Genomic DNA, 22,642 nt, shown 5'->3' on the forward strand with positions numbered 1-22,642 from the left:
TCGTCCGGTTGTCACAACAAAGGAACTTGGCGATGACCTCCACCCCGCAGGAACCAATTAGAAAGTCAGCAATAGCGCTCGTGCTCGGCGCGACAGGAGGAATAGGAGGAGCAGTCGCGACGCGCCTGCATCGTGACGGCTATCGGGTTCGCGCTCTCCATCGCAACGCCGACGTCATGCAGCGTCGCCTGCCGATATTTGAGTGGGTGCAGGGAGACGCAATGATTGCCAACGACGTCGTGACGGCTGCCGAGGGCGCGGACGTCATCGTGCATGCGGTGAACCCGCCGGGCTACCGAAACTGGGGCACGCTGGTGTTGCCGATGATAGACAACACCATCACTGCGGCCAAGAAAGCGGGTGCAACCATTCTGATGCCGGGCACCGTCTACAATTATGGCCCCGACAGCTTTCCCGATGTACGAGAAGACAGCCCGCAGAATCCGGTGAGCATCAAGGGACGCATCCGCGTCGAGTTGGAGCGCCGTCTTGAGATCGCCAGTACCGAGGGTGTGCGCGTGCTCATTGTGCGAGCGGGAGACTATTTCGGTCCAGGCGCCGCCAACAACTGGTTCTCCCAGGTGGTGGTCAAGGCCGGCAAGCCCGTGACGTCAATCACGAATCCCGCGTCCCCGCAAACCGGGCATCAGTGGGCCTACCTGCCCGATGTCGCCGAAACCATGGTTCGCCTGCTGGCCGCCTCCGATCGGTTGCCGACGTTCGCTCGGTTTCATATGGACGGCTTCTTCGATCGTGACGGAATTCAGCTTGCGGCAGCGATACGCCGGGTCGTGGGCAAGCCTGACCTGCCGATCAAACGATTTCCGTGGCTCCTTGTCCGGCTGTCATCACCCTTTGTCCCCATGTTCCGGGAACTGCTCGAAATGCGCTACTTGTGGAAGCAGATTGTCAGGCTGGATAACCGGGCCCTCGTCGATTTCCTCGGAGAAGAGCCCCACACCCCGATCGACCATGCCGTCCGGGCGACGCTCGAAGACCTGCGCTGCCTGCCACCCGCCGCAGGCCTGGTTGGTCCTCCGGAACGGGGTCGGTCTGTCGAGGGAGCTATGGCATGATCAGCCACCGAAAGCTGGCGGCCGTCGTCCCGGGTGGCGCTGCAATACCTGTAGGCCTGCTGGCGCAGGTGTTCCTGGCGGGGTCGGCATCTTTCACGATGGGGCATGGTGGCAGGTACATGCCATGTCCGGAGGTCTGCTTGGCCTACCGATACTGACAATGGCCGCCCTCGCCCTGACACGATGGGCCCATCCGGCCGTTCGCCTCCTGGCGCTCCTGCAGGCCGGCCTCCACCTGCTTCAGCTTTCCCTCATTGGCCTTGGCTCGGAAACTGGCGGCGGCTGGATTTCCGCACTGCATCCGGCGAACGTGGTCCTCATGATTGTCGTCGCCGCGGTCGTTGCCCAACGGGTCGCGTCCACATCATAGCATATGCGTAAAGCACGTTGTCGCCCGGATCGATATCGCACGATCCGGCGTCATTGCTCAAACGGAGAAGCGGTGGCTACAGTATTCGTCAGGCCGGCAGTTCGGCTCCCGGTGGCTCAAATGGGTCGACGATCTCGACCTCAGGACGGTCGCCGCCGTCGGAATACTCCTCGTGCCACTTGCCTTTTTCGTCCTGGTAGCTGATCTCGACCGGCTCGTCCCCGACCTGCTGCTCCAGCATCACGATCCGGGCGGCTTCCAACGCTTCGTCGTGACTTGAAAAGGTTTCTGAATATACCCCGTTCGACCGGTAGGCCCAGCCGCCATCGTGAGGTACAATTTCGTAGGTCACTTTCACCATCAGGTGCCTCCTCGATGTCACTCCCTCCCGTGCATTAGTATCGCATCACGGAGATGGAACTGCAATCTCGCTCGAGCATTGGGCGAAGGGCGTTCAACGCTCCATGCTCGCCAACCATTATTCTGATCAAACCCAAGAGGTTACGTGTTGACCCTTCTCAAGCGTGAGAGCCTAATTCTCCTGTGCGTGCTCGCCGCAATTATAGGCTTTGCGCTGGAGCATACCGTGATGGAAGCGGGTCGCACGGCATCGCTGATCGCAGCGGCGATCATGATCGGCGCGATCGTCCTTGCCTCGACCCGCGTTGCCCACCACGCCGAAATCCTCGCCGAGAAGGTCGCCGATCCCTACGGCACGATGATCCTGACACTGTCGGCCGTCGCGGTGGAAGTGCTGATCCTCGCGATCATGATGAACAACGAGGCGTCGCCGACGCTCGTGCGGGACACGATCTATTCCGCCGTTATGCTCGACATCAACGGCATCCTCGGACTGGCGGCACTGCTGGGCGGCCTCAAGCACGGCGAGCAGCCGTACAACGACGACTCCGGCAAGACCTACGGCGTCATGATCCTGACGGCCATGGGCATATCCATGGTCGTGCCCGAGTTCGTTCCCGAAGCGAAGTGGCAGTATTATTCCGGCTTCACCATCCTGGCGATGATTGCGCTTTACGCCCTTTTCCTGAAGATGCAGGTGGGCACTCACAGCTACTTCTTCAGCTACAGCTATCAGGGAAAAGGTCGGGTCGCGGACCACGAGACCGACAGGTCCGCATCGCCGGCGACGCCCTCGATCCTCATCATTCTTTTTGGCGTTGCGGTCATCGGTTTCCTGGCAGAGATCATGTCTACTCTCCTCAACAACGGCCTTCGCGGAACCGGGGCTCCCGTTGCCCTCACCGCTATTCTTGTGGCCGGCATCTCGGCCGCGCCCGAGATCCTGACAGCGGTGCGGGCAGCGCTTGGCAACCGCATGCAGGCCGTCGTCAACATCGCCATGGGCGCCTCTCTGTCTACCGTCATTCTGACCGTGCCGGTCATGGAGGCCATTGCGCTCTATACGGGCCAGCCATTCATCATGGCCATGACGCCGGTGCAGACCGTCATGGTCGCCATCACCCTCATCGCCGCAGCCATCAATCTGAACGATGGCGAAACAAATGCGATCGAGGGCATGACCCATTTCGTACTCTTCGCAACCTTCCTGATGCTGGCGATGCTCGGGCTCTGACAACAACGTTAACAGGGGAACTTTTCGGCCGGCTTGTCCGTTGCCGCAGCGCACATGTCAGCGGGATCGCCCCATTGCCGACATGATGACAGGCAAAATCACCCCCGGGTCGCGGGGGCCAAACCGGGAGCCGAACCGTGAGGAGATTGGACGTGATCGACGGCATGCGGGGATATTTCCTCGTGTTCATGCTGCTAAACCATCTGGTCTTTGCCGGCGGGCTGTGGCTCGTCGAAATCAACCACCGCAACCTGGCCTTTGTCGAGGACGCACAAGGCTTTGTCTTCCTCTCCGGCCTCCTGACGGGGATGGTCTATTCCCGCAAGATGCTCCGCGACGGCTACAGGGTCGGCCAGGATCGCATATATTCTCGCGTGGCCGAACTCTATCGCTACGCGATGGGCATCATTCTCGTCATCCTGGCGCTCAAGCTCTTCCTGCCGGGCGCTGCCGCGATCTGGACCAACTGGCTCGGCGATACCCGCCTGGATGATCCATTGCGGCTTGGCGCCATCGCCACGTTCCTGTTCCAGCCGACCTTCATGGATATCCTGCCGCAATACATCATCTACATGCTCGCCGCGCCTGTTGCGATCTGGCTCTGCATCAACGGTCGCTGGTCGACCGTGGCGATCGCATCGCTGCTGCTGTGGATGGCAGCGCAGCTTGGCCTTCAACGCGTCCTGACCGTTCCGCTTAACGAGTGGCTCTCGGCGGGTCGCGAGGAAGAAGGCTTGCGCGCGAGCTTCAACCTGCTCGGCTGGCAGATCGTTTTCTTCTCCGGCATCATCGCGGGATCGTTGACCGCGGTGAACAAGGTTGAATGGAGCAAGGTTTTCGACCCCCGCAAAACGCGCGTACTCAAGGTAGCAATTGCCGTCTGCCTGTTCTTCCTGCCCCTGAGGGTGATGACCGCCCATGGCCTCATGCCCGGTATCGTGCTCGAAAAATTCGGGTTGATGGAAGTCCGATCAGACTTCGGTCCGGTCTACCTCATGAATTTCGCCGCTGTCGGCTATATGTTTGCCTGGACGCTCATCGCCGGTCCTAAACATGCAGACGAGCGGGTCCGTCGGATCGCACAGATACTGACGGCGGTATTCTCGCTGCGCTATCTGCAGCTGCTCGGTCGTCACTCCCTGCAGATTTACGTCTGGCACGTACTGATCGTTTATCTGGTCTTCTACGTGGATGGTCACACCTCCGAACTCAGTCAGTTGACAAAGACCGGGATAGCCCTCGGTGGTCTTGCAGTGCTCAGTCTGCCGGCGGTCTGGCGCGAGCGCGACCGGCTGATCGGCGAACCTCCGACGGCATCGGGCGGCGTGAAAGTCGCAACCTGATCAAACAGAAGAAGGGCGGAACCACGGGGTTCCGCCCTTCTTCTTCGGGAAAGTCTCCCGGAACTTTACTTCAGCGATGCGCAGAAGCGCTGAATGCGGCTGCAGGCCTCTTCAAGCTTTTCGTTCGAGGTCGCATAGGACACGCGGAAGTTCGGGCCGAGCCCGAAGGACGAGCCATGAACGGTGGCGACCCCTTCGGTCGCCAGCAATTCCATGACGAAATCCTCGTCGTTCTCGATCACCTTGCCCGACGGTGAGGTCTTGCCGATCAGGCCGGCGCAGGACGGGTAGACGTAGAACGCACCCTCCGGCTTCGGGCACACGATGCCGGTCGCCTGGTTGAGCATCGAGACGACGAGATCGCGACGCTCCTCGAACGCCTTCTTCGACACCTTTATAAAGTCCTGCGGACCGTTCAGCGCCTCGACCGCTGCCCACTGAGCGATCGAGCACGCACCCGAGGTCTGCTGGCCCTGGATCATGTCCATGGCCTTGATCAGCGGCAGCGGACCAGCTGCATAACCGATACGCCAACCGGTCATGGCGTAGGCCTTGGAGACGCCGTTCATGGTGAGCGTGCGGTCGTAAAGAGCAGGCTCGACCTGCGCCGGCGTGTAGTAGACGAAATCGCCGAACACGAGATGTTCGTACATGTCGTCCGTCAGAACCCACACATGCGGATGCTTCATAAGCACGTCGGTCAGCGCCTTCAGCTCTTCCTTGCTGTAGGCAGCGCCTGACGGGTTGGACGGAGAGTTGAACATGAACCACTTGGTCTTCGGCGTGATCGCCTTGTCCAACTGCTCGGCCGTGAGCTTGAAATTGTTTTCGATCGTCGTCTCGACGAAGACGGGCGTACCGCCGCACAGCGCGATCATCTCCGGATAGGACACCCAGTAGGGCGCAGGTATGACAACTTCATCCCCTGGATTGATCGTTGCCATGAAGGCGTTGAAAAGAATCTGCTTTCCGCCGGTGCCGACGATCACCTGCTCGGGCTTGTAGTCGAGACCGTTCTCGCGCTTGAACTTCTCGGCAATCGCCTTGCGAAGTTCCGGAATGCCGGCAACCGGCGTGTACTTCGTCTCGCCACGGGCGATCGCGGCCACAGCCGCGTCCTTGATGTTCTGCGGCGTGTCGAAGTCGGGCTCGCCGACGGAGAGCGAAATGACGTCTTTCCCCTGCGCTTTGAGCTCCCGGGCCATCTGCGTGACGGCGATGGTCGCGGAAGGCTTGATGCGGGAAAGGGCGTCGGCAAGAAAGGCCATGATCTTCTGTCCTGAAGCTGTTGCGGTTGAGAACTCCGTGCACCGGGGCTCCAGGTCCAAGCTCTATGGCGAATTCGCCCTTGTGTTTCAAGCGGAAACGCGTCTCGGGGACAATCTCCACCCTCTCGGCCAGCAAGCCTCCGTTAGTGAAACGATTTATGGTCGGCCACATTAAGGGCGTTGGCGCACTGTCCCGCGTGTTCTGCCAACCGTTAACGGATCACAATAATGCCACAATAAATGCGCCGGCGAGCCGTATTTCGGTCGCCAAGCCGTCCACTTGAACCGCTTTTCTCCTCTAGCGAACGACAGCGAGGGACCAACAATGTTTTTCGATGAAGACTCCCGCAATCTCCGGGCCGAGCGAAATGCCCGGCATCCGCTAATGATGACCCTCCTGGCCTTGCTGTCCTGTGCGCTCATGCTCACCATCCTGGTCTCGCCGGCACGGGCGGATACGGTAGCGTCGTCCAACCTGCTCGACTCCAATAGTCTTGCCGACCAGCGCATCCTTATGGGCTTCCTCATGATCGCATTTGCAGCGATGGCGGCTGGCAGCGTAAGCTTCTGGCGCCGTAGTTTCAGCGACATGATCCACGCCGAGGAACTGCGCCGTGGTCGATGATGGAAACGGCATGGGTCAGCGTTGCCGTCGCGCGGGACGTGGAGAAAAGATCGTACTTCTCGCCCTTGCCCTGATAGCCATTGTCGGTCTGGTGCTGGTCGCTGATGGACTCTATCTTAAAACCATGGCACTTGCTTCAGAGATGATGCACGAACGTGCCACGGTTCTGCGCCCCCTCGCCGACGAGCGGTGACGCACCCGACGGCGACTGCCGAAGACATCGACCGGCGGGCCACGGCGCCCAGTAAACAGGCAGTGTAGAAAAAATTCGCACAGCCGGTTTATTCCGTATCCAAGGACTTCAGCGAGGAATTAGTCTCAGAACGAGATAAAAGCCCCCACATTTTTGGGATTTTTGACCGCGATTGGGCCATAGACTTGATATTTTAAAGAAACCGAAAATGTCGCGGTACTCTGGTGCAGCAAAACTTTCGCTTGCCAAGACCGGATAAAGCAAGCAATCTTGCGCCGTTCGGGCAGTTAGCGAGCACGGGAAGACCTAATAAATGATGCGGGCCGGAGACGCAAAAAAGTTCCGGGCAGATGGTTGGCGCGCTGCCCTCGTGGTCGCGCGGCATAAAGCCTCTGCGGTAACCGGGACCCTTTCCTCACATTTCGAGAAATGCCTGCCAAATACCCGTAACGGGGTTGTAGCAATGCTGTCCCTTGACCCGGACAGAGAGAAAAGGACCTGACGCATGGCCGAGACTGGCACTGTAAAATTCTTCAATACCGACAAGGGCTTCGGTTTTATCAAGCCGGACAATGGCGGCGCTGATATCTTCGTACACATTTCCGCTGTCCAGGCTTCTGGCCTCTCGGGCCTCACCGAGAACCAGAAAGTATCCTTCGACACGGAACCGGACCGGCGCGGCAAGGGACCGAAGGCCGTCAACCTGCAGATCGCGGGCTGATCCTTTCTTCCCTCGCATTTTTGTTTCGCGTATCGGCCCGGCAGAATTGCCGGGTTCTTTTATTCAGCTTCCGTTCAGGCACACCCAGCTACTCATTCGTCCAGGCTTTCCAGAGAGGAAAGCGTCGTCAGTGAGGATGACAGAGGCCATGAACAGGTTTGCACGCTACGCCCTTCTTTCGATTGCAGTCACAACGACGGCGATCTCTGCCGCCTCGCCGGCTTTTGCCGGTGGTGGTTATCGTCACCATCGCCACAATGACGATGCAGCTGTGCTGGGCTTGTTTGGCCTGGCGGCTGGCGTGGTAGCAGGTGCGGCGATCGCCAGTCAGCCCCGCTACGTAGAGCCCGACTATCTTCCGCCCGCGCCTCCCCCGGCCTACTACCCGCCCCGCGGCAACGTCTACGTCACACAGTATCCGCCGGCACCGGTTTCCTATGCGATCGAGCCTTGGACGCCGGAATGGTATGATTACTGCTCGGCTCGCTACCGTAGTTTCTCGCCCGATGACGGCACCTATATCGGCTACGACGGTCGCGCCCACTTCTGCGTGGCAGGCTGACCGCCGAAACGATCCGCTAGAGCCCCTGGAGGAACGGATTGGTCCGCCGTTCCTCTCCTATCCGCCCACCGGGACCGTGTCCGCAGATGAAGCCGACCTCGTCGCCGAGCGGAAACAGTTTCTCCTTGATCGACTGAAGCAGCTGCTGGTGGTTCCCGCCGGGAAGATCCGTGCGGCCGATCGACCCGTTGAACAGAACGTCGCCGACATGGGCGAAGTTCTGGTCACGATTGAAGTATATGACATGACCCGGCGCATGGCCGGGTGTATGGAAAACCTCGAAGCTATGCGTCCCGAATGAGACCTTGTCTCCTTCGTCGAGAAATCGGTCCGGCCTGCAGTTCCTGACCGCCATCTCCACGCCGAAACGCTTCCCCTGCTCTTCGAGACGATCGAGCAGCGGCACGTCGTCCTTATGCGGACCGATGATTTTCACACCAAGCTTTTCCTTGAGCTCCTCCGCTCCACCGGCGTGATCGATGTGCCCATGAGTGAGCCATATCTCCTTGATCCGGATGCCGTTCTGCTCGAGCGTCGCAACAATGGCATCGACATCGCCGCCCGGATCAACAACCACGCCCTCTTTCGTTTCGCTGTCGAAGAGAATGGTGCAATTCTGCTGAAACGGTGTGACCGGTATGATTCCCGCCTGCAACTGGCCCATGACTACCTCGTATCGGTTCGTGTCGGGCGCCAAGGACGCCGCAGCCCACACATAGGCTAATTTGTTGGCGAAGAAACCCCATCGGCAATCGGGCCGCCACTTCCGGCTTCCGCAGGCGATCCATGCGGCAGGATTGCCAATTGTACGAGAAGAAAGAGCGCGACAAGAAGCTTCGTCAGCATCACGGCAAAGAAAACAGGACGAAGTCGCTGGCGCGCGTGTTGTTCTGCCGTCGGTTCCGCCATCGGTCTGCAAATCCTTCTGAAGGTGCTGCGTCGGTAGATAACCGCGCCGGCTTGCGCAAGGCGGACCTCTCCCCAAAAGTGCGTTGCCACACCGATTTTTTGTAGCGTTTTTGACGATCTGCCCTTAGTTCTTGCCCGAAAGACGCAACCGGCCCGGCCGAGCCGCCGCAAAAGTCCCCCACTTATAGGGGATGCGTCCCAGGGAAAGGAAACCGCGCCGTGGCGCCACAGAAGACCGTTCGCAAGGAATTGCCGGAGATCCCGGTCGTCGACGACAAGACGATCGACTTCGACACGATCGAGTCCCTTTTCTTCGCCTATCGCGACTTCATCTCCGACCCCGACGCGATCCTGTCAAAGATCGGTTTTGGGAGAGCTCACCACCGCGTCGTATACTTTGTCAGCCGTCGACCCGGAATGACGGTCGCCGACCTGCTGGCGATTCTGCAGATCACCAAGCAGAGCCTCGCACGCGTCCTTAAGGAACTGATCGATTCCGGCTACATCAGGCAGATGGCGGGTCCGGCCGATCGCCGCCAGCGCCGCCTCTATCCCACGCTTGCAGGGCGAGAATTGGCGCTGGCGCTATCCGAGCCGCAGTCGCGACGGATCGCGCAGGCGCTTGAAGGTCTGTCAGGCGACCAGCGTGACGGCATCCGTCGATTTCTGGAAGGCATGCGCGGCACCCGGACGACAGCTCCGGCGGAGCTCGGGGAGGACTGAGACATGGCAAGCAAGGGGCCCGTGGCGGACGATGCCGCGCATCTACTGGTCGTCGACGACGACACTCGCATCCGTGATCTGCTTCAGCGCTACCTGACGGAACAGGGCTTCCGCGTGACCGTCGCCGCCGATGCCGCCGAAGCACGTCGCAAACTGGAAGGTCTGGATTTCGACCTTCTCGTTCTCGACGTGATGATGCCCGGCGAAACCGGCCTGTCCTTGACCAAGAGCCTCGTCGGCGAGCGCACGATCCCGGTGATCCTGCTCACCGCGCGATCCGAGGCGGAGTCGCGCATCGCCGGGCTGGAAGCCGGCGCGGATGATTACCTCGCCAAGCCCTTCGACCCGCGCGAACTCGTTCTGCGCATCAACAACATCCTGAAGCGGAACACGGCAGGCAGCGCGCCTAAGATCGAGCAGGTCATGTTCGGGCCCTATTCGTTCTCCATCGTTCGCAAAGAGTTGAAGAAGGCATCGGAAACCATCAAGTTGACCGAGCGCGAGCAGGAAATCATGCTGCTGTTCGCGACGCGCGCAGGCGAAACCATTCCGCGCCACGAACTGATTGGCGACGAGGCCGAGGTCGGCGAACGGACTATCGACGTTCAGATCAACCGGCTGAGGCGGAAGATCGAGGACGATCCGGCCAACCCCGTATGGCTGCAGACGGTCCGCGGCATCGGCTACCGCCTCAGCATGGACTGACGCCGGCAACCGCGGGGAGCCGGCGAGCAAGGAGCCAAATGGCGATCTTCGATGCCATCAGACGGGACCAGGACAAACCACCAGCCAACGCCTACAAACGGGTGACGCGCTGGATTCGCAGACGGCTGCCGACGGGTTTGTTCGCGCGCTCCCTCCTGATCATCATCGTGCCGATCCTCATCCTGCAGACGGTGGTCGCCTTTGTCTTCATGGAGCGCCATTGGCAGACCGTGACCCAGCGGCTCTCTTCCAGCGTCACGCAGGAGATCGCCGCCATCATCGACATCATCGAGACCTATCCCCACGAAGCCGACTATGGCGAGCTCGTCAGGATCGTCGAGGACAATCTCGGCATGCGGATATCGGTCGAACCTGGCGAGAAACTGCCCGCCCCTCGCCCCAAGCCGTTTTTCTCCCTTCTCGATCAGACGCTGACAAGCGAGATCACAAGGCAGATCGGACGTCCGTTCTGGATCGACACTGTCGGCAACTCGCGCCTGCTGGAAATCCGCATCCAGCTGGAAGGCGAAATTCTGCGTGTTTTCGTCAACCGCAATCGCGCCTATGCCGCGAACTCCCACATCTTCATCGTCTGGATGGTGGGCACCTCGCTTGTGCTGATCATCATGTCGACGCTTTTCCTGCGCGGTCAGATCCGGCCAATCCTGGCATTGGCACAGGCTGCGGAAAGCTTCGGCAAGGGTCAGAAGTCGCCGGAGGATTTCAGCCCCCGAGGGGCCGACGAGGTGCGCCGCGCCGGCCTCGCCTTCATCCTGATGCGGGAGCGCATCGAGCGTCAGATGGAACAGCGCACCGCCATGTTGACAGGTGTCAGCCATGACCTGCGGACCATCCTCACCCGTTTCAAGCTGCAGTTGGCGCTGGCAGGCGACAACCCCGAGCTCGACAATCTCAACAAGGATGTCGAGGACATGCAGACCATGCTGGAGGGCTACATGGCGTTTGCCCGCGGCGAGGCGGAGGAGGATGTCGGCGAAGTGCTGCTGAGCGACGTTCTCGAAAAGGTCGCCGCCGACTTCACTCTGCACGGCAAGGAGATGACCTGGAAGATCGACGGGGACGATCGCGTCAAGGTTCGTCCAAATGCGTTCGCGCGCCTGATCGGCAACCTGGCGTCCAACAGCCGTCGATATGCGAAAAGGCTGGAGGTCGATGCACGGCATAGCGCCAAGTGGCTGACGGTCACCTTCGACGACGATGGTCCCGGTATTCCGGAAGAGGTTCGCGACGACGTCTTCAAACCGTTTTACCGCCTCGACGAGGCTCGCAATCTCGATTCCTCGGGGACGGGTCTCGGCCTCGCCATCGCCCGCGACATCGCCCGCAGCCATGGCGGCAACGTCACCCTTGGCGACAGCCCTCTCGGCGGATTGCGGGCAACCGTACGGATACCGGCCTGATCGTCACATCAGCTTTCGGCCATTGGGCACTGGACGCTCGGTTGCCGCGAGCACGATTGCGCCGTTCTCGTCCTCAAAGCCGAGCGTGAGCACCTCCGATCGGAACGGCCCGATCTGCCGCGGCGGAAAATTGACGACCGCCAGGACCTGCCGTCCGAGCAGCAGTTCCGGGGTATAGTGCACGGTGATCTGCGCCGAGGATTTCTTGACGCCGATCTCGGCGCCAAAGTCGATCTTCAGCTTGAAGGCAGGCTTGCGCGCCTCCGGAAAAGGCAGCACCTCGACGATCGTCCCGGTCCGGATATCGACCTTCTCGAAATCGGCGAAGGTGATGGTGTCGCCAGACGCTTCCGAACTCACTTCGCCAGCTCCTCGGCTCGCTTGCGCGCAGCCTCGATCGCACGGTCGAACAGAGGTTGCATGCCGTCGTCCGCCATAAGAACAGACAGTGCCGCAGCCGTGGTGCCACCGGGCGACGTCACGTTCTGGCGCAGCCTCGAAGCGTCGTCGGGGGACTGGTGAAGCAATTCACCAGCCCCCGCGACTGTCTCCCGCGCGAGACGCATGGCAAGGTCCGCCTGCAGGCCGGCCTTGCGACCGGCCTCTGCCATGCACTCTACGAGATAGAAGACATAAGCCGGGCCACTGCCCGACAACGCGGTCACGCCGTCGATATCGGCCTCCGAGGAGAGCCACTCCACCGGACCGGAGACCTTGAGGAGCCGATGTACGTGATCACGCTGGCTATCGCTCACCTTCGCGTTGGCATAGGCGCCGGTAATCCCGCGCCCGATCATGGCCGGCGTGTTCGGCATGGCGCGAACCATGCCCGCGCCCCCCAGGTGCCGCTCGAGGGTTGCGATCGTGGTGCCCGCAGCAACGGAGACGACGACGGTGTCCGGACCGACGCATTTGCGAAGTCCCGGCAAAACCGTCTCCATCATCTGCGGCTTTATCGCGAGAAACAGGATGGCTGGTTGCAGACCCTCGGGCACCTCGGTCGTCCAGCTCGATCCTGCGTCGGCGATCAGCGACTGCATCTTCTCCGATGGGCCGGGATCGATGACGGTCACGCTGCCGCCGGCAATCCCGCTCTTCAGCCAGCCCGCGAGCATTGCCCCGCCCATATTGCCGGCACCGACGAGAAGGACGTGTTCGGACTTTGAAGACGGCATGCTCAGGCTTCTCCGACCGTCTCGAAGAGGACGGCATCGATCGCGGCCTGCGCTTCGAGTCCCGACCAGACGACGAATTGGAAAGCCTGATAATAGGCCTCACAGGCATCGATGGCGCTGGATAGCAGAACCTCGACCTGACGGTTCGTCGGCTCCGCTCCGCCGGCGAGCAGCAGAGACTGGCGGAAGATCACCACGTCTTCCTGCCGCCAGAGATCGAAATGTCCCATCAACACCTGGCCGTTGACCAGCGAAAGCAGTCGGATGACCTCGTTGACGCGCGTCTCGGGAATGCGAATGTCGAAGGCACATGCAAGGTGCAGGGCCTCGAACTCCTCCATCCACGAAAAAGAAACGTGGTAATCCGCCCAACGCCCCGCGACCGTCATCGCGATCTCGTCTTCCCCGGAGCGTTCGAAGGTCCAGTCGTTGTTCGAGGCCACGAATTCGATCATGTCGACCGGATTGGATTGGCGCTCAAATTCCATCTCGATAAGGCTCATACGGGCACCTTCTTCAGGGAAGCAAAAGAGCTCCGCGGCAAGCTTGCCGACGCTGCTCCACACTCCCAAACCAGACCAGGAATGATTACCTATGGACGTCAGGGTTAAAGCACGCACCCTGCCTGAAACTTGCGACGTCCGTTTCGAATCATCATTTAAAATCAGTGTATCGACGGACTCGTCCAAAGCCAGTCCTCCAAACCGGCCCATCGCTCCGAGAGCTGTGGAAACACCTTCCGACGGCACGCGACCAAGTCGCTCTAAGCGACTCTTCGGATTGGTTTTTTCGTGCTCGTGCGGGATGTGGAAAACGAGGTGTGAAGAGGTCGATTAAAGCTGTGGGCGACTCAAAATGGCACACAAACGAAGAGGGGCGCGAACCTGTCGCGCCCCTCTCTGATTCAATCTCGCCACAATGCAGGCTGGTGGCCAATATCTGGCCAGCGCGACCTCAGGACTTCGCGGCCAGCTTCGCTTCCAGTTCGGCGATTCGTGCGGCCAGCGCTTCGTTCTCGTCGCGCGCCTTGATCGCCATCTCGCGGACGGCCTCGAATTCCTCGCGCTTGACGACGTCCATGCTGTTGAGCCACCGCTCGGCCTGGGCGTTGAATGCCGTTTCCATCTCCTTGCGCACGCCCTGGGCCGCTCCGGCGGCATCGGTCATGAGCTTGGCGAATTCATCCAAGATGCGGTTCGGTCCGGTGGTCATCCCCAGGCTCCCTTCTCGCGTCGATCCCTCATCGCCGCGACCGTTTCGCGGTTGTCTGTCAGGTAGGGCTTCGACACGGCCGTTGCAAGCACAAAGGCGGGTGAGGCCTTGCCTTAGATTGGACGCGGCAAGATTCCATCTTGACCCGCAACAGTCACGACGCCATTTTCGCCCGAGTAAACGAAAGTACCGCCTTGCAGACAGCCGCCGCCTTCCTTGCCGCCCTGCCCTTTCCGGCAATTGATCCGGTTGCCTTTTCCATTGGTCCGCTTGCTGTACACTGGTACGGCCTCGCCTATGTCGTCGGCATTCTCCTCGGTTGGTGGATCGCGCGGCGTCTGATTGCCCGCCCCGATCTGTGGCCGAATGCCTCACCCCCGCTTACCGCCCAGCAACTCGATGATTTCATCCTGTGGGCTGCGGTCGGCATCGTCCTTGGCGGCCGGCTCGGCTACGTCCTGTTCTACGATCTGGCGCCCGTCGCCGCCAACCCGGTGCGGCTGATCGAGGTCTGGAATGGAGGAATGTCGTTCCACGGAGGCTTCATCGGCGCGACGCTCGCGATGATCGTCTTCGCCCGAAAACACGGCATCGCTCTCTGGAGCCTTTTCGATCTTGTGGCGAGTGTCGTCGCGGCCGGTTTGTTCTTTGGCCGCATCGCCAATTTCATCAACAGCGAACTCTGGGGTCGGGTGACCGATGTGCCGTGGGCCTTCGTCTTCCCGACCGGCGGCCCAATGCCTCGACATCCAAGCCAGCTCTACGAAGCGGCACTTGAAGGTATCGTTATCCTCGTCGTCCTTCAGTTGATGGCACGGTCGGGCGCATTCCGCCGCCCGGGACTGGTCACCGGCGTGTTCGCCATCCTTTACCCTTGCGCCCGGATCTTCGTCGAGTTCTTCCGCGAGCCGGATGTACAGCTAGGCTATCTCTTTGGCGGCTGGCTGACCATGGGCATGCTCCTGTCGCTGCCTATGCTCGCCGCCGGCATCTGGGCCCTGCAACGCGCTCTTCGCCAGCGACCCCAACTCTCGGGAGGGCGGCCGTGACGACAGCCCTTGCGGAGAAAATCAAGGCTCTGATCCAGACGAGCGGACCGATCAGCGTGACCGACTACTTTGCGCTGTGCCTCGCCGACCCGCAGCATGGCTACTATCAGACGCGAAATCCCTTTGGCTCCCTCGGCGATTTCGTCACAGCCCCGGAAGTCAGCCAGTTGTTCGGCGAGATGATCGGGGTTTTCGTTGTTCATGCCTGGCAGAACCACGGCAAGCCACTGCCCGTCTGCCTCGTCGAGGTTGGCCCCGGCCGGGGCACGATGATGTCGGACATGCTGCGGGTGATAGCGCGTGTAGCACCCGATCTCTTCGAAGGCGCCTCCGTTCACCTGGTGGAAACCAGCGACCGGCTCCAGGATGTCCAGAAGAAGACGCTGGAGAGTTACGGGGACAAGGTCCGCTGGCACAAGGGGTTCGACGAACTCCCGGAGGGTTTCACTCTTCTCGTCGCCAACGAACTCTTCGACGCGATCCCGATCCGCCAGTTTGTGAAGACACCCACCGGTTTCCGGGAACGCATGGTCGGGCTGGATGCGAACGACAATCTCGCCTTCACCGTCGGAGTTGCCACGCTCGACCCTGATTTTCTGAAGGATTTCGAAACGCTTCCCGCAGACGGCGCGATCTTCGAGATCTCGCCGGCCCGGCTGTCCGTCATGCAGGTTATCTGCGAGCGGATGGCGGCGTTCGGCGGAACCTCCCTCGTCATCGATTACGGCCACCTCACCACCGGGTTTGGCGACACGCTGCAGGCCGTTCTCGCACACGAATACGACCCGCCACTAGCCCATCCCGGCATGGCGGATCTCACCAGTCATGTTGATTTCGAGCAACTGGCGCGAGCCGCAACGGCGCTCGGCATGCAGATCAACGGCCTCCTGCCGCAGGGCGATTTCCTGAAGGGCCTTGGCCTGCTGGAACGAGCAGCTGCGCTGGCCAAGGAGAAACCGGAGGACACGCAGCACGAGATCGCGCTTGCGGTCGACCGTCTGTCCGGATCGGGCCAGGGCAAGATGGGCGAACTCTTCAAGGTTCTCGCCTTTTCAAGCCCGCCCGTCAAACTGATGCCCTTCAGAAGCGGCAATTGACAGATACCGCCATCCTGCGCACCATCCCGCCGTGTCTGCCGGGATGGTGCCGCGTCTCCCGGAGTCCGATCCGGAAATCAAGCCCCTCGGGCCACCTCGAACGGAGCGACATTTTGAACGACACACTTCCTCAGCCGATTCAAAGCCCGCTGCTCGCCTCCGATGCGAACGGCATACGTCATGGCTTTTTCACACGCGAGGGCGGCGTTTCCGAGGGCCTCTACGCCGGATTGAACGTAGGGCTTGGATCAAGCGATGATCCTGAGCGGATAAAGGAAAACCGCGCTCGCGTCGCCCGGTGGTTTGCGCTCTCTCCCGACAGGCTGGCGACGGTTCATCAGATCCATTCGCCGGATGTGTACGTTGTGGACCGCGACCTGAACGGTGAGCGACCGAAGGCGGACGCCCTGGTCACCGCCAATCCCGGCATCGTGCTCGGCGTGCTCGCTGCCGACTGCGGGCCAATCCTGTTCATCGATCCCGAAAATCGCGTCGTCGGCGCGGCACACGCTGGCTGGAAGGGAGCGCTCGAAGGGGTCCTGGAGAACACAATCGACGCCATGATAGGCCTCGGCGCCACGCGGCGCGCGATCCGCGCCTGCCTTGGTCCATCGATCACCGTGGACAATTACGAGGTCGGGCCTGAATTCGTCGACCGCTTCGTGACAAGAGACAGAGATTACGAACGGTTCTTCCGTCCGTCCTCGAAGCCGGGCCACGCCATGTTCGACCTTCCCGGCCTGACACTTGCACGCCTGTCCGCAGCTGGCGTCACCGCTGAATCGCTCGGGTTATGCACATATGCCGATCCCGCGCGCTTCTTTTCCTACCGGCGCACGACACATGCCGGAGAATCTGATTACGGACGCCAGATCTCCGCGATCGCAATACTGGAGGACTGAGATGGCACTTCACTTTGAAAGGCGGGAATACGCTGACCGCATGGCAAGGCTGACGGAGACGATGCGCGAGCAGAAACTCGACGTCATGCTCCTCTTCGCCCAGGAAAGCATGTACTGGCTGACGGGATACGACACATTCGGCTACTGCTTCTTCCAGACACTGGTGGTGAAGGTCGACGGCACCATGGCGCTTCTCACGCGCTCGCCGGACCTGCGGCAGGCCCGCCATACGTCGATCATCGACGAAATCGTCGTGTGGATGGACCGCGCCAACGCCGACCCGACGGTCGACCTGAAAAACATGCTGAGCGACATGGATCTGCTTGGCTGCCGGATCGGCGTCGAATACGACACCCACGGCATGACCGGCCGCGTCGCCCGGCTGATCGACAATCAGTTGATGAGCTTCGGTGAACTGATCGATGCCTCCTACCTCGTCAGCGGACTGCGCCTCCTGAAAAGCCCTGCCGAGGTGGCACACGTTCGGCGGGCCGCAGAACTGGCGGATGACGCCTTCGACGCGGCGCTTCATCTCATCCGCGAGGGCGCCGACGAGGCTGATATCCTCGCGGCCATGCAAGGCGCCGTCTTCGCCGGCGGCGGCGACTATCCGGCCAACGAGTTCATCATCGGATCCGCCGAGGACGCCCTTCTCTGCCGCTACAAGGCGGGTCGCAGGAAACTGGAGGCGAAGGACCAGTTGACGCTCGAATGGGCGGGTGCCAGCGCGCACTATCACGCGGTGATGATGCGAACCGTGGCCGTTGGCGATCCCTCGACCCGTCACCGCGAACTCTTCGCCGCCTGCCAGGAAGGCATCGTCGAGATCGAGAAGATTCTGACTCCGGGCAACACCTTCGGCGACGTGTTCGATGTGCACGCCCGCGTGATGGACGCACGCGGCCTGACGCGGCATCGGTTGAACGCCTGCGGCTACTCGCTCGGGGCGCGCTTCTCGCCGTCCTGGATGGAGCACCAGATGTTTCACGCCGGCAACCCTCAGCCGATCCTTCCCGATATGACGCTGTTCGTCCACATGATCGTGATGGATTCGGAGCGCGGCGTCGCCATGACGCTGGGCCACACTTACCTGACGACAGAGGCGGCGCCGCAGGCCCTTTCGCGCCACCCGCTCGAGCTCGTGACGCGCTGAACGATGATCCACCGACAGGGGGCGTTGACACGCCCCCGCCGGCGCACCCATAACTTGAGGGGCGGAATTCACGAGGGGGACGCAAGGAATGAGGCTCAACGGCTATCTGTCCGTTCTTCTCCTCGCGGGCGCGCTCAGCGGCTGCAACACGGCGGAGGGACTGACGCCGCCGGCGGATGTCGGCGACCCTGGCGGCTACGCGCCCCAGAGCAGCGCGACGACCATGACATCCGCCGATGCTGCGACGTACCAGCCGGCCAATGCGGAACAAGGCTATGTCTCGCCGCCTCAGAACACGCTGGAAGCACAAGCGCAGGCGCTTCAGGCAGGGGCGGCCCAATCGCCCGCACAGTCCCAGCCCCTCGGCGCCGCGCAGCCGTCGGTGGCCGCATCCCAGCCTCTGTCGCCTGCGACGTCGCAACCGATGCCGCCGCAACCTGCGGCACAGCAGGCACCATCCGGGCAGGTCGCCGCCCTGCCCGCCACCTCCGCCAATACGATCCGCTTCCTGCCGATCATCGGCGCCCCGGTTCAGGCCGTCACCCCCCTGTCGCGGCAGCTGGGGGCGGAAGCGCGCGCCAAGGGCCTGACGATCAAGGGGGCCAGCGATCCCGCCAGCCGGCACATCCTGAAAGGGTATTTCTCCGCCTTTGCAGACGGTGGCAAGGTCAACGTCGTCTATGTCTGGGATATCCTCGACGGCAACGGAACGCGGCTGCATCGCCTGCAGGGACAGGAGAGCGTTCCCGGCAGCGGCGCCGAACCATGGGCCGCGGTGCCGGCCTCGCTGATGCAGCAGATCGGCTCTCGGACCATCAACGACTATGTCGCGTGGAAGGCCGCCCAGCCTAGTTGAACGGGCTTTGGTCACATTCTTTTCATGAAAAAGTTCGACGACCCCGCCTAACCTCTTGCAATCGGGGGGCTAGGCGGTAAAAGCGCCCCAACAGCACGACAACAGGCGGACCAACATGAAGGTTTTCGCAGGTAATTCCAATCGGCAGCTCGCCGAAGCAATCTGCAATTATCTCAACGTACCACTCGGAAAAGCCAGCGTCAGGCGGTTCGCCGACCAGGAAATCTTCGTTGAAATTCAGGAAAATGTGCGTGGCGAGGACGTTTTCGTCGTCCAGTCCACCGCCTTCCCGGCCAACGATCACCTGATGGAACTCCTGATCATGATCGATGCCATGCGTCGCTCCTCGGCGCGGCGCATCACGGCGGTCCTTCCGTACTTCGGCTATGCCCGCCAGGACCGCAAGCCGGGTCCGCGCACCCCGATCTCCGCCAAGCTTGTCGCCAACCTGATTACCGAGGCCGGTGCCCATCGTGTCCTGACGCTCGACCTGCACGCCGGCCAGATCCAGGGTTTCTTCGATATCCCGACGGACAACCTCTACGCCGTTCCGCTCCTCGCCCGCGACGTGAAGGAACGCTACGACACCCGCAACGTCATGGTCGTCTCGCCTGACGTCGGCGGCGTGGTTCGCGCCCGCTCGCTCGCCAAGCGCCTCGACTGTCTTCTGGCCATCGTCGACAAGCGTCGCGATCGTCCGGGCGAGTCCGAGGTGATGAACGTTATCGGTGATGTCACCGGCAAGGATTGCATACTGATCGACGACATCGTCGATTCCGGCGGCACGCTTTGCAACGCGGCGGAAGCGCTTCTCAAGCACGGCGCCACCAGCGTAACGGCCTATATCACCCACGGTGTGCTGTCTGGCGGGGCCGTTTCGCGCGTCACCTCTTCCAAGCTGCGCGAACTCGTCATTACCGATTCGATCCAGCCGACGACGGCGGTCCAGTCGGCCCACAACATCCGCGTCCTGACGACCGCGAACCTGCTGGGCGAGGCGATCAACCGCACCAGTGCCGAAGAGTCCGTATCGAGCCTGTTCGACTGAGAAAATGGCGCGCGCGCCGGCATCGGCTCCGGCGCGACGAAACCTTTAGCCTTACAGCCTTAACACTCCCGAAATCAATTTTCCCGAAACTCCCCGGCATATTGCGCCTGGAGGAGTTTATTGATGTTCAAAGGCAATTCGGCACCGAGCCAGATCAAGGGCATATTATCGGTCAAGGCAAAATTCGCGGCGCTCGTGATCGGCGCCACTCTCGTCTCATGCTCCGCCGTCGGCATCCTAAGCTACCAGATCGGCAAGAATGGATTGATCGAAGCGAGCAAACTTCGTCTCGACACGATCTCTGCAAACCAGTCGAAATCGCTCCTCGCCTACAATCAGCGCATCGAGCAGACGCTGTCGGAACTGTCGCAGAACACCGCGATCGGTGAGACCACGGACTCGGCCGGCAACCTCATCAAGATCGAGGAAGCCAGCGTCCGCGAAGCCTTCCAGGACCCGGCAAAGAGCGTGGAAGACCGCGCCGCCTTCGACGGATCGGGCTTGAAGCTGCTCTACGGCGTTCGCCACAGCGCCATCCACGGTACGCTCTCCAGCGCCCGCAAGAACGCCAACGTCAGCGACATCTACGTTCTCGATGTCAACGGACAGATTGTCTACACCGTGACCAAGGGCGATGAGTTCATCACGAACGTTGCCGATCCGCAGAACGCTTCCCTGAAGGCCCTTTACGATCAGGTCGAGGCAGGTGCTCTCGATCAGCTTCACAGCTCGGGTTTCGTCGACTTCAAGGCGCAGGATGGCGATGTCTCCGCTTTCGTTGCCAAGCCGCTCGCCGTCTCAGTCTGGGGCGACGTCGTAAAGCGCGGCACTGTCGTGGTGCGCGTCTCCGCTAACAAGCTCGCGTCCATCCTCGCACCCGAAGGACTTGGCCAGACCATCAGCGACGCCTTCCTTCTCGCCGCTGACGGCTCGGTTCGCGGCGGCACGGTGTCGAGCGGCAGCGTCATCGCCCCCGAACTCGTGGAAGCGGCAAAGACGCAGCAGAAGGGATCGGTCTTCGCGACAGCCGGCGATCACTCCAACTTCTACTCCTACCTGCCGATAACCCTGTTCGGTCAGCCCCACCTGCTCGTGATCGGCCAGGACGAAGCCCAGGTACTGGCCTCCGCCAACGATCTCGCCCGCTGGGCATTCCTGGCGACGCTGGCCGTCCTCGCTGCCATGGGCGCAGTCGGCTTGCTCGTGTCCGCCAGCCTCACCCGTCCGCTCACGGAACTCGCCGCCCTGATGAACCGCCTCAACGAGGGGGACAAGTCGATTGAGATCAAGGCCGTTTCGCGCGGCGACGAGATCGGCGTCATGGCGCGCGCGCTGGAATCCTTCCGCCAGAGCGCTCTCGACAAGGAGCGTATGGAAGAGGAATCGGAACGCCGCACATACGAAATCGACGAGGAGCGCCAGCAGCGCGAGGCCGAAAAGGCCCGCAGCGCTGCCGAACTGGAAGAAGCGGTATCCGCTCTTGCCACCGGCCTCAAGAATCTGGCGGCAGGCCGCCTCAACCTGCGTATCGACACGCCTTTCGTGCCGTCGCTGGATCACCTGCGCGTCGACTTCAACCAGTCTGTCGATCAGCTTGAGACAACGATCCGCTCAATCACCGCGAGCGCCGACACGATCCGTGGCGGTTCCGGTGACCTGAAGTCGGCTTCGGAAAATCTTGCTCACCGCACGGAACGCCAGGCAGCCTCGCTCGAGGAAGCGGCCGCTGCCCTTGGTGAGATGACTGGCTCTGTCAACGACACCCTGAAGCGCTGCCAGACCGCGGTCCGCGTCGCCGCCGACGCGCTTGACGGCGCCAAGACCTCGTCAACGGTCGTCAGCGAGGCGATCGTCGCGATGGAGCGCATCGAAAGCTCGTCCTCGAAAATCCGCCAGATCATCGACGTCATCGACCAGATCGCCTTCCAGACCAACCTGCTGGCTTTGAACGCCGGCGTCGAGGCCGCCCGTGCAGGAGAGGCAGGCAAGGGCTTCGCCGTCGTCGCTCAGGAAGTCCGCGAGCTGGCCCAGAAGTCGTCGGGTGCCGCCCGCGACATCTCGCAGCTCATCAACACCTCGACCGCAGACGTTGAGGGCGGCGTGGCCCTCGTCCTGAAGACCGGCGAGAGCCTCAGCCAGATCGAGACAAACATCGTCGCGATCAACGACCACATCGGCGCGATCGCAGACGCCTCGCGCGACCAGTCGACCCGTCTGTCGGAGATCAACTCCTCCGTCAACGACCTCGACCAGGTTACCCAGCAGAATGCCGCGATGGTTGAGGAAACGACAGCCGCAGCCTTTGCGCTCGCAAGCGAAGCCGACGGGCTCACGCAGCAGGTCAGCCACTTCGCGATCCAGCGCGCTCCGACAAGCTCAGGCAGGCAGCGTCAGGCGGCCTGATCCACATCAGACCAGAAACCTAAAAGCCCGGCAGGTAAGACTGCCGGGCTCAGACCGCTGACAAACCCGCCGATTTTTGCTTGGCGGGTTTTCTTGTTTTGAGGTGCGCGGTCAGGTGGTGTTTTGGTCTTAGATTTTCGTGATCTTAATCGGACCTGTGCCCTTATACCCAGGCTCGGTCCGGGGCCTTGCTCACTGCCATGGCGATCTTCTTGATGTTTTGGGCGCTCGCGGCCA

Annotated in this window: 27 protein-coding genes; 19 read left to right on the forward strand and 8 right to left on the reverse strand. The window is 61.4% G+C overall.

Annotation, left to right across the window (positions count from 1 at the left end; translation table 11 throughout):
• Positions 1-32 precede the first annotated feature (32 nt).
• Together J5J09_RS14525 and J5J09_RS22980 are read left to right on the forward strand one after the other, a co-directional pair.
• Entirely contained in the window at positions 33-1,076 is a 1,044-nt protein-coding gene (locus J5J09_RS14525) for an NAD-dependent epimerase/dehydratase family protein (protein ID WP_208551597.1), read from the forward strand.
• Entirely contained in the window at positions 973-1,446 is a 474-nt protein-coding gene (locus tag J5J09_RS22980) for a DUF6220 domain-containing protein (RefSeq protein WP_281436243.1), read from the forward strand. Before J5J09_RS14525 ends, J5J09_RS22980 begins: the two co-directional genes overlap by 104 nt.
• A gap of 88 nt (positions 1,447-1,534) precedes the next feature.
• Here the strand turns inward: J5J09_RS22980 and J5J09_RS14535 are convergent, their stop codons facing one another.
• Positions 1,535-1,807, reverse strand: coding sequence for a DUF2188 domain-containing protein (locus tag J5J09_RS14535; RefSeq protein ID WP_208551599.1), 273 nt, complete (start codon positions 1,805-1,807; stop codon positions 1,535-1,537).
• Positions 1,808-1,951: 144 nt separating this feature from the next.
• Here J5J09_RS14535 and J5J09_RS14540 point away from each other — a divergent pair, with 144 nt between their 5' ends.
• Together J5J09_RS14540 and opgC are read left to right on the forward strand one after the other, a co-directional pair.
• On the forward strand, positions 1,952-3,040 hold the full coding sequence (locus J5J09_RS14540) for a calcium:proton antiporter (RefSeq protein ID WP_348646465.1): 1,089 nt from the start codon (positions 1,952-1,954) through the stop codon (positions 3,038-3,040).
• Between the two features lie 137 nt (positions 3,041-3,177).
• Positions 3,178-4,383 carry an OpgC domain-containing protein gene (gene opgC / locus J5J09_RS14545; RefSeq protein WP_208551600.1) on the forward strand — a complete coding sequence of 402 codons (1,206 nt, stop codon included), beginning with the start codon at positions 3,178-3,180 and terminating at the stop codon, positions 4,381-4,383.
• A gap of 65 nt (positions 4,384-4,448) precedes the next feature.
• On the opposite strand, the gene J5J09_RS14550 is transcribed toward opgC, so the two are convergent.
• Complete coding sequence (locus J5J09_RS14550; protein ID WP_208551601.1) at positions 4,449-5,651, reverse strand: pyridoxal phosphate-dependent aminotransferase; 1,203 nt, start codon at positions 5,649-5,651, stop codon at positions 4,449-4,451.
• A 325-nt stretch (positions 5,652-5,976) separates the two neighbouring features.
• Between J5J09_RS14550 and J5J09_RS14555 the strand changes: the two genes are divergently transcribed.
• The 4 genes from J5J09_RS14555 to J5J09_RS14570 all read left to right on the forward strand — a co-directional run bounded on the left by J5J09_RS14555 (position 5,977) and on the right by J5J09_RS14570 (position 7,752).
• On the forward strand, positions 5,977-6,276 hold the full coding sequence (locus tag J5J09_RS14555) for a hypothetical protein (protein ID WP_208551602.1): 300 nt from the start codon (positions 5,977-5,979) through the stop codon (positions 6,274-6,276).
• Entirely contained in the window at positions 6,266-6,469 is a 204-nt protein-coding gene (locus J5J09_RS14560; RefSeq protein ID WP_208551603.1) for a hypothetical protein, read from the forward strand. Before J5J09_RS14555 ends, J5J09_RS14560 begins: the two co-directional genes overlap by 11 nt.
• A gap of 505 nt (positions 6,470-6,974) precedes the next feature.
• Complete coding sequence (locus tag J5J09_RS14565) at positions 6,975-7,190, forward strand: cold-shock protein (RefSeq protein ID WP_128442587.1); 216 nt, start codon at positions 6,975-6,977, stop codon at positions 7,188-7,190.
• 148 nt (positions 7,191-7,338) lie between these two features.
• Positions 7,339-7,752, forward strand: a complete 414-nt coding sequence (locus tag J5J09_RS14570) for a BA14K family protein (protein ID WP_208551604.1) — start codon at positions 7,339-7,341, stop codon at positions 7,750-7,752.
• A gap of 16 nt (positions 7,753-7,768) precedes the next feature.
• Here the strand turns inward: J5J09_RS14570 and J5J09_RS14575 are convergent, their stop codons facing one another.
• Positions 7,769-8,416: an MBL fold metallo-hydrolase gene (locus J5J09_RS14575; protein WP_208551605.1), complete on the reverse strand. Its 648-nt coding sequence runs from the start codon at positions 8,414-8,416 to the stop codon at positions 7,769-7,771.
• Between the two features lie 140 nt (positions 8,417-8,556).
• Between J5J09_RS14575 and J5J09_RS14580 the strand changes: the two genes are divergently transcribed.
• The 4 genes from J5J09_RS14580 to J5J09_RS14595 all read left to right on the forward strand — a co-directional run bounded on the left by J5J09_RS14580 (position 8,557) and on the right by J5J09_RS14595 (position 11,510).
• Positions 8,557-8,766: a hypothetical protein gene (locus tag J5J09_RS14580; RefSeq protein ID WP_208551606.1), complete on the forward strand. Its 210-nt coding sequence runs from the start codon at positions 8,557-8,559 to the stop codon at positions 8,764-8,766.
• 114 nt (positions 8,767-8,880) lie between these two features.
• The gene (locus J5J09_RS14585; RefSeq protein WP_348646466.1) at positions 8,881-9,384 is read left to right on the forward strand and encodes a MarR family transcriptional regulator; all 504 of its coding nucleotides are present in this window, start codon (positions 8,881-8,883) and stop codon (positions 9,382-9,384) included.
• A 3-nt stretch (positions 9,385-9,387) separates the two neighbouring features.
• Positions 9,388-10,089: a response regulator gene (locus J5J09_RS14590; protein ID WP_208551607.1), complete on the forward strand. Its 702-nt coding sequence runs from the start codon at positions 9,388-9,390 to the stop codon at positions 10,087-10,089.
• Between the two features lie 38 nt (positions 10,090-10,127).
• The gene (locus J5J09_RS14595) at positions 10,128-11,510 is read left to right on the forward strand and encodes an ATP-binding protein (RefSeq protein ID WP_208551608.1); all 1,383 of its coding nucleotides are present in this window, start codon (positions 10,128-10,130) and stop codon (positions 11,508-11,510) included.
• A 3-nt stretch (positions 11,511-11,513) separates the two neighbouring features.
• On the opposite strand, the gene J5J09_RS14600 is transcribed toward J5J09_RS14595, so the two are convergent.
• The 4 genes from J5J09_RS14600 to J5J09_RS14615 form a co-directional block, all read right to left on the reverse strand.
• Entirely contained in the window at positions 11,514-11,870 is a 357-nt protein-coding gene (locus J5J09_RS14600) for a tRNA-binding protein (protein ID WP_208551609.1), read from the reverse strand.
• Complete coding sequence (gene proC, locus J5J09_RS14605) at positions 11,867-12,685, reverse strand: pyrroline-5-carboxylate reductase (RefSeq protein ID WP_208551610.1); 819 nt, start codon at positions 12,683-12,685, stop codon at positions 11,867-11,869. Before proC ends, J5J09_RS14600 begins: the two co-directional genes overlap by 4 nt.
• A 2-nt stretch (positions 12,686-12,687) precedes the next feature.
• The gene (locus J5J09_RS14610) at positions 12,688-13,188 is read right to left on the reverse strand and encodes a YbjN domain-containing protein (protein ID WP_208551611.1); all 501 of its coding nucleotides are present in this window, start codon (positions 13,186-13,188) and stop codon (positions 12,688-12,690) included.
• 451 nt (positions 13,189-13,639) lie between these two features.
• Positions 13,640-13,897: an accessory factor UbiK family protein gene (locus tag J5J09_RS14615; RefSeq protein ID WP_208551612.1), complete on the reverse strand. Its 258-nt coding sequence runs from the start codon at positions 13,895-13,897 to the stop codon at positions 13,640-13,642.
• 194 nt (positions 13,898-14,091) lie between these two features.
• Between J5J09_RS14615 and lgt the strand changes: the two genes are divergently transcribed.
• The 7 genes from lgt (at position 14,092) to J5J09_RS14650 (ending at position 22,405) form a co-directional block, all read left to right on the forward strand.
• Positions 14,092-14,946, forward strand: a complete 855-nt coding sequence (gene lgt / locus J5J09_RS14620; protein ID WP_208553598.1) for a prolipoprotein diacylglyceryl transferase — start codon at positions 14,092-14,094, stop codon at positions 14,944-14,946.
• Positions 14,943-16,043 carry an SAM-dependent methyltransferase gene (locus tag J5J09_RS14625; protein ID WP_208551613.1) on the forward strand — a complete coding sequence of 367 codons (1,101 nt, stop codon included), beginning with the start codon at positions 14,943-14,945 and terminating at the stop codon, positions 16,041-16,043. The genes lgt and J5J09_RS14625 overlap by 4 nt, the downstream gene beginning before the upstream one ends.
• 113 nt (positions 16,044-16,156) lie before the next feature.
• A complete protein-coding gene (gene pgeF, locus J5J09_RS14630; RefSeq protein WP_208551614.1) occupies positions 16,157-16,945 on the forward strand; it encodes a peptidoglycan editing factor PgeF in 789 nt (262 codons plus the stop codon).
• 1 nt (position 16,946) lies between these two features.
• Positions 16,947-18,098 (forward strand): Xaa-Pro peptidase family protein, encoded by a 1,152-nt coding sequence (locus J5J09_RS14635; RefSeq protein ID WP_208551615.1) that lies wholly within the window; start codon positions 16,947-16,949, stop codon positions 18,096-18,098.
• A gap of 88 nt (positions 18,099-18,186) precedes the next feature.
• Complete coding sequence (locus tag J5J09_RS14640) at positions 18,187-18,954, forward strand: hypothetical protein (protein ID WP_208551616.1); 768 nt, start codon at positions 18,187-18,189, stop codon at positions 18,952-18,954.
• A 115-nt stretch (positions 18,955-19,069) separates the two neighbouring features.
• Positions 19,070-20,002 (forward strand): ribose-phosphate pyrophosphokinase, encoded by a 933-nt coding sequence (locus J5J09_RS14645; RefSeq protein ID WP_208551617.1) that lies wholly within the window; start codon positions 19,070-19,072, stop codon positions 20,000-20,002.
• Between the two features lie 123 nt (positions 20,003-20,125).
• Positions 20,126-22,405 carry a methyl-accepting chemotaxis protein gene (locus J5J09_RS14650; RefSeq protein WP_208551618.1) on the forward strand — a complete coding sequence of 760 codons (2,280 nt, stop codon included), beginning with the start codon at positions 20,126-20,128 and terminating at the stop codon, positions 22,403-22,405.
• Here J5J09_RS14650 and J5J09_RS14655 read toward each other — a convergent pair.
• Positions 22,393-22,642: hypothetical protein (locus tag J5J09_RS14655; RefSeq protein ID WP_208551619.1), on the reverse strand; the 250-nt coding region annotated here is incomplete at its 5' end. The genes J5J09_RS14650 and J5J09_RS14655 overlap by 13 nt on opposite strands.

It is taken from the genome of Ciceribacter sp. L1K22, from assembly GCF_017599385.1.
Classification (GTDB): domain Bacteria; phylum Pseudomonadota; class Alphaproteobacteria; order Rhizobiales; family Rhizobiaceae; genus Allorhizobium.

Bases quoted from the DNA above. Each gene is read 5' to 3' on its own strand.
- J5J09_RS14525 (WP_208551597.1), top strand. From the start codon at position 33: ATGACCTCCACCCCGCAGGAACCAATTAGAAAGTCAGCAATAGCGCTC.
- J5J09_RS22980 (WP_281436243.1), top strand. From the start codon at position 973: ATGCCGTCCGGGCGACGCTCGAAGACCTGCGCTGCCTGCCACCCGCCG.
- J5J09_RS14535 (WP_208551599.1), bottom strand. From the start codon at position 1,807: ATGGTGAAAGTGACCTACGAAATTGTACCTCACGATGGCGGCTGGGCC.
- J5J09_RS14550 (WP_208551601.1), bottom strand. From the start codon at position 5,651: ATGGCCTTTCTTGCCGACGCCCTTTCCCGCATCAAGCCTTCCGCGACC.
- J5J09_RS14555 (WP_208551602.1), top strand. From the start codon at position 5,977: ATGTTTTTCGATGAAGACTCCCGCAATCTCCGGGCCGAGCGAAATGCC.
- J5J09_RS14565 (WP_128442587.1), top strand. From the start codon at position 6,975: ATGGCCGAGACTGGCACTGTAAAATTCTTCAATACCGACAAGGGCTTC.
- J5J09_RS14570 (WP_208551604.1), top strand. From the start codon at position 7,339: ATGAACAGGTTTGCACGCTACGCCCTTCTTTCGATTGCAGTCACAACG.
- J5J09_RS14575 (WP_208551605.1), bottom strand. From the start codon at position 8,416: ATGGGCCAGTTGCAGGCGGGAATCATACCGGTCACACCGTTTCAGCAG.
- J5J09_RS14590 (WP_208551607.1), top strand. From the start codon at position 9,388: ATGGCAAGCAAGGGGCCCGTGGCGGACGATGCCGCGCATCTACTGGTC.
- J5J09_RS14595 (WP_208551608.1), top strand. From the start codon at position 10,128: ATGGCGATCTTCGATGCCATCAGACGGGACCAGGACAAACCACCAGCC.
- proC (WP_208551610.1), bottom strand. From the start codon at position 12,685: ATGCCGTCTTCAAAGTCCGAACACGTCCTTCTCGTCGGTGCCGGCAAT.
- J5J09_RS14610 (WP_208551611.1), bottom strand. From the start codon at position 13,188: ATGAGCCTTATCGAGATGGAATTTGAGCGCCAATCCAATCCGGTCGAC.
- J5J09_RS14615 (WP_208551612.1), bottom strand. From the start codon at position 13,897: ATGACCACCGGACCGAACCGCATCTTGGATGAATTCGCCAAGCTCATG.
- J5J09_RS14635 (WP_208551615.1), top strand. From the start codon at position 16,947: ATGGCACTTCACTTTGAAAGGCGGGAATACGCTGACCGCATGGCAAGG.
- J5J09_RS14640 (WP_208551616.1), top strand. From the start codon at position 18,187: ATGAGGCTCAACGGCTATCTGTCCGTTCTTCTCCTCGCGGGCGCGCTC.
- J5J09_RS14645 (WP_208551617.1), top strand. From the start codon at position 19,070: ATGAAGGTTTTCGCAGGTAATTCCAATCGGCAGCTCGCCGAAGCAATC.
- J5J09_RS14650 (WP_208551618.1), top strand. From the start codon at position 20,126: ATGTTCAAAGGCAATTCGGCACCGAGCCAGATCAAGGGCATATTATCG.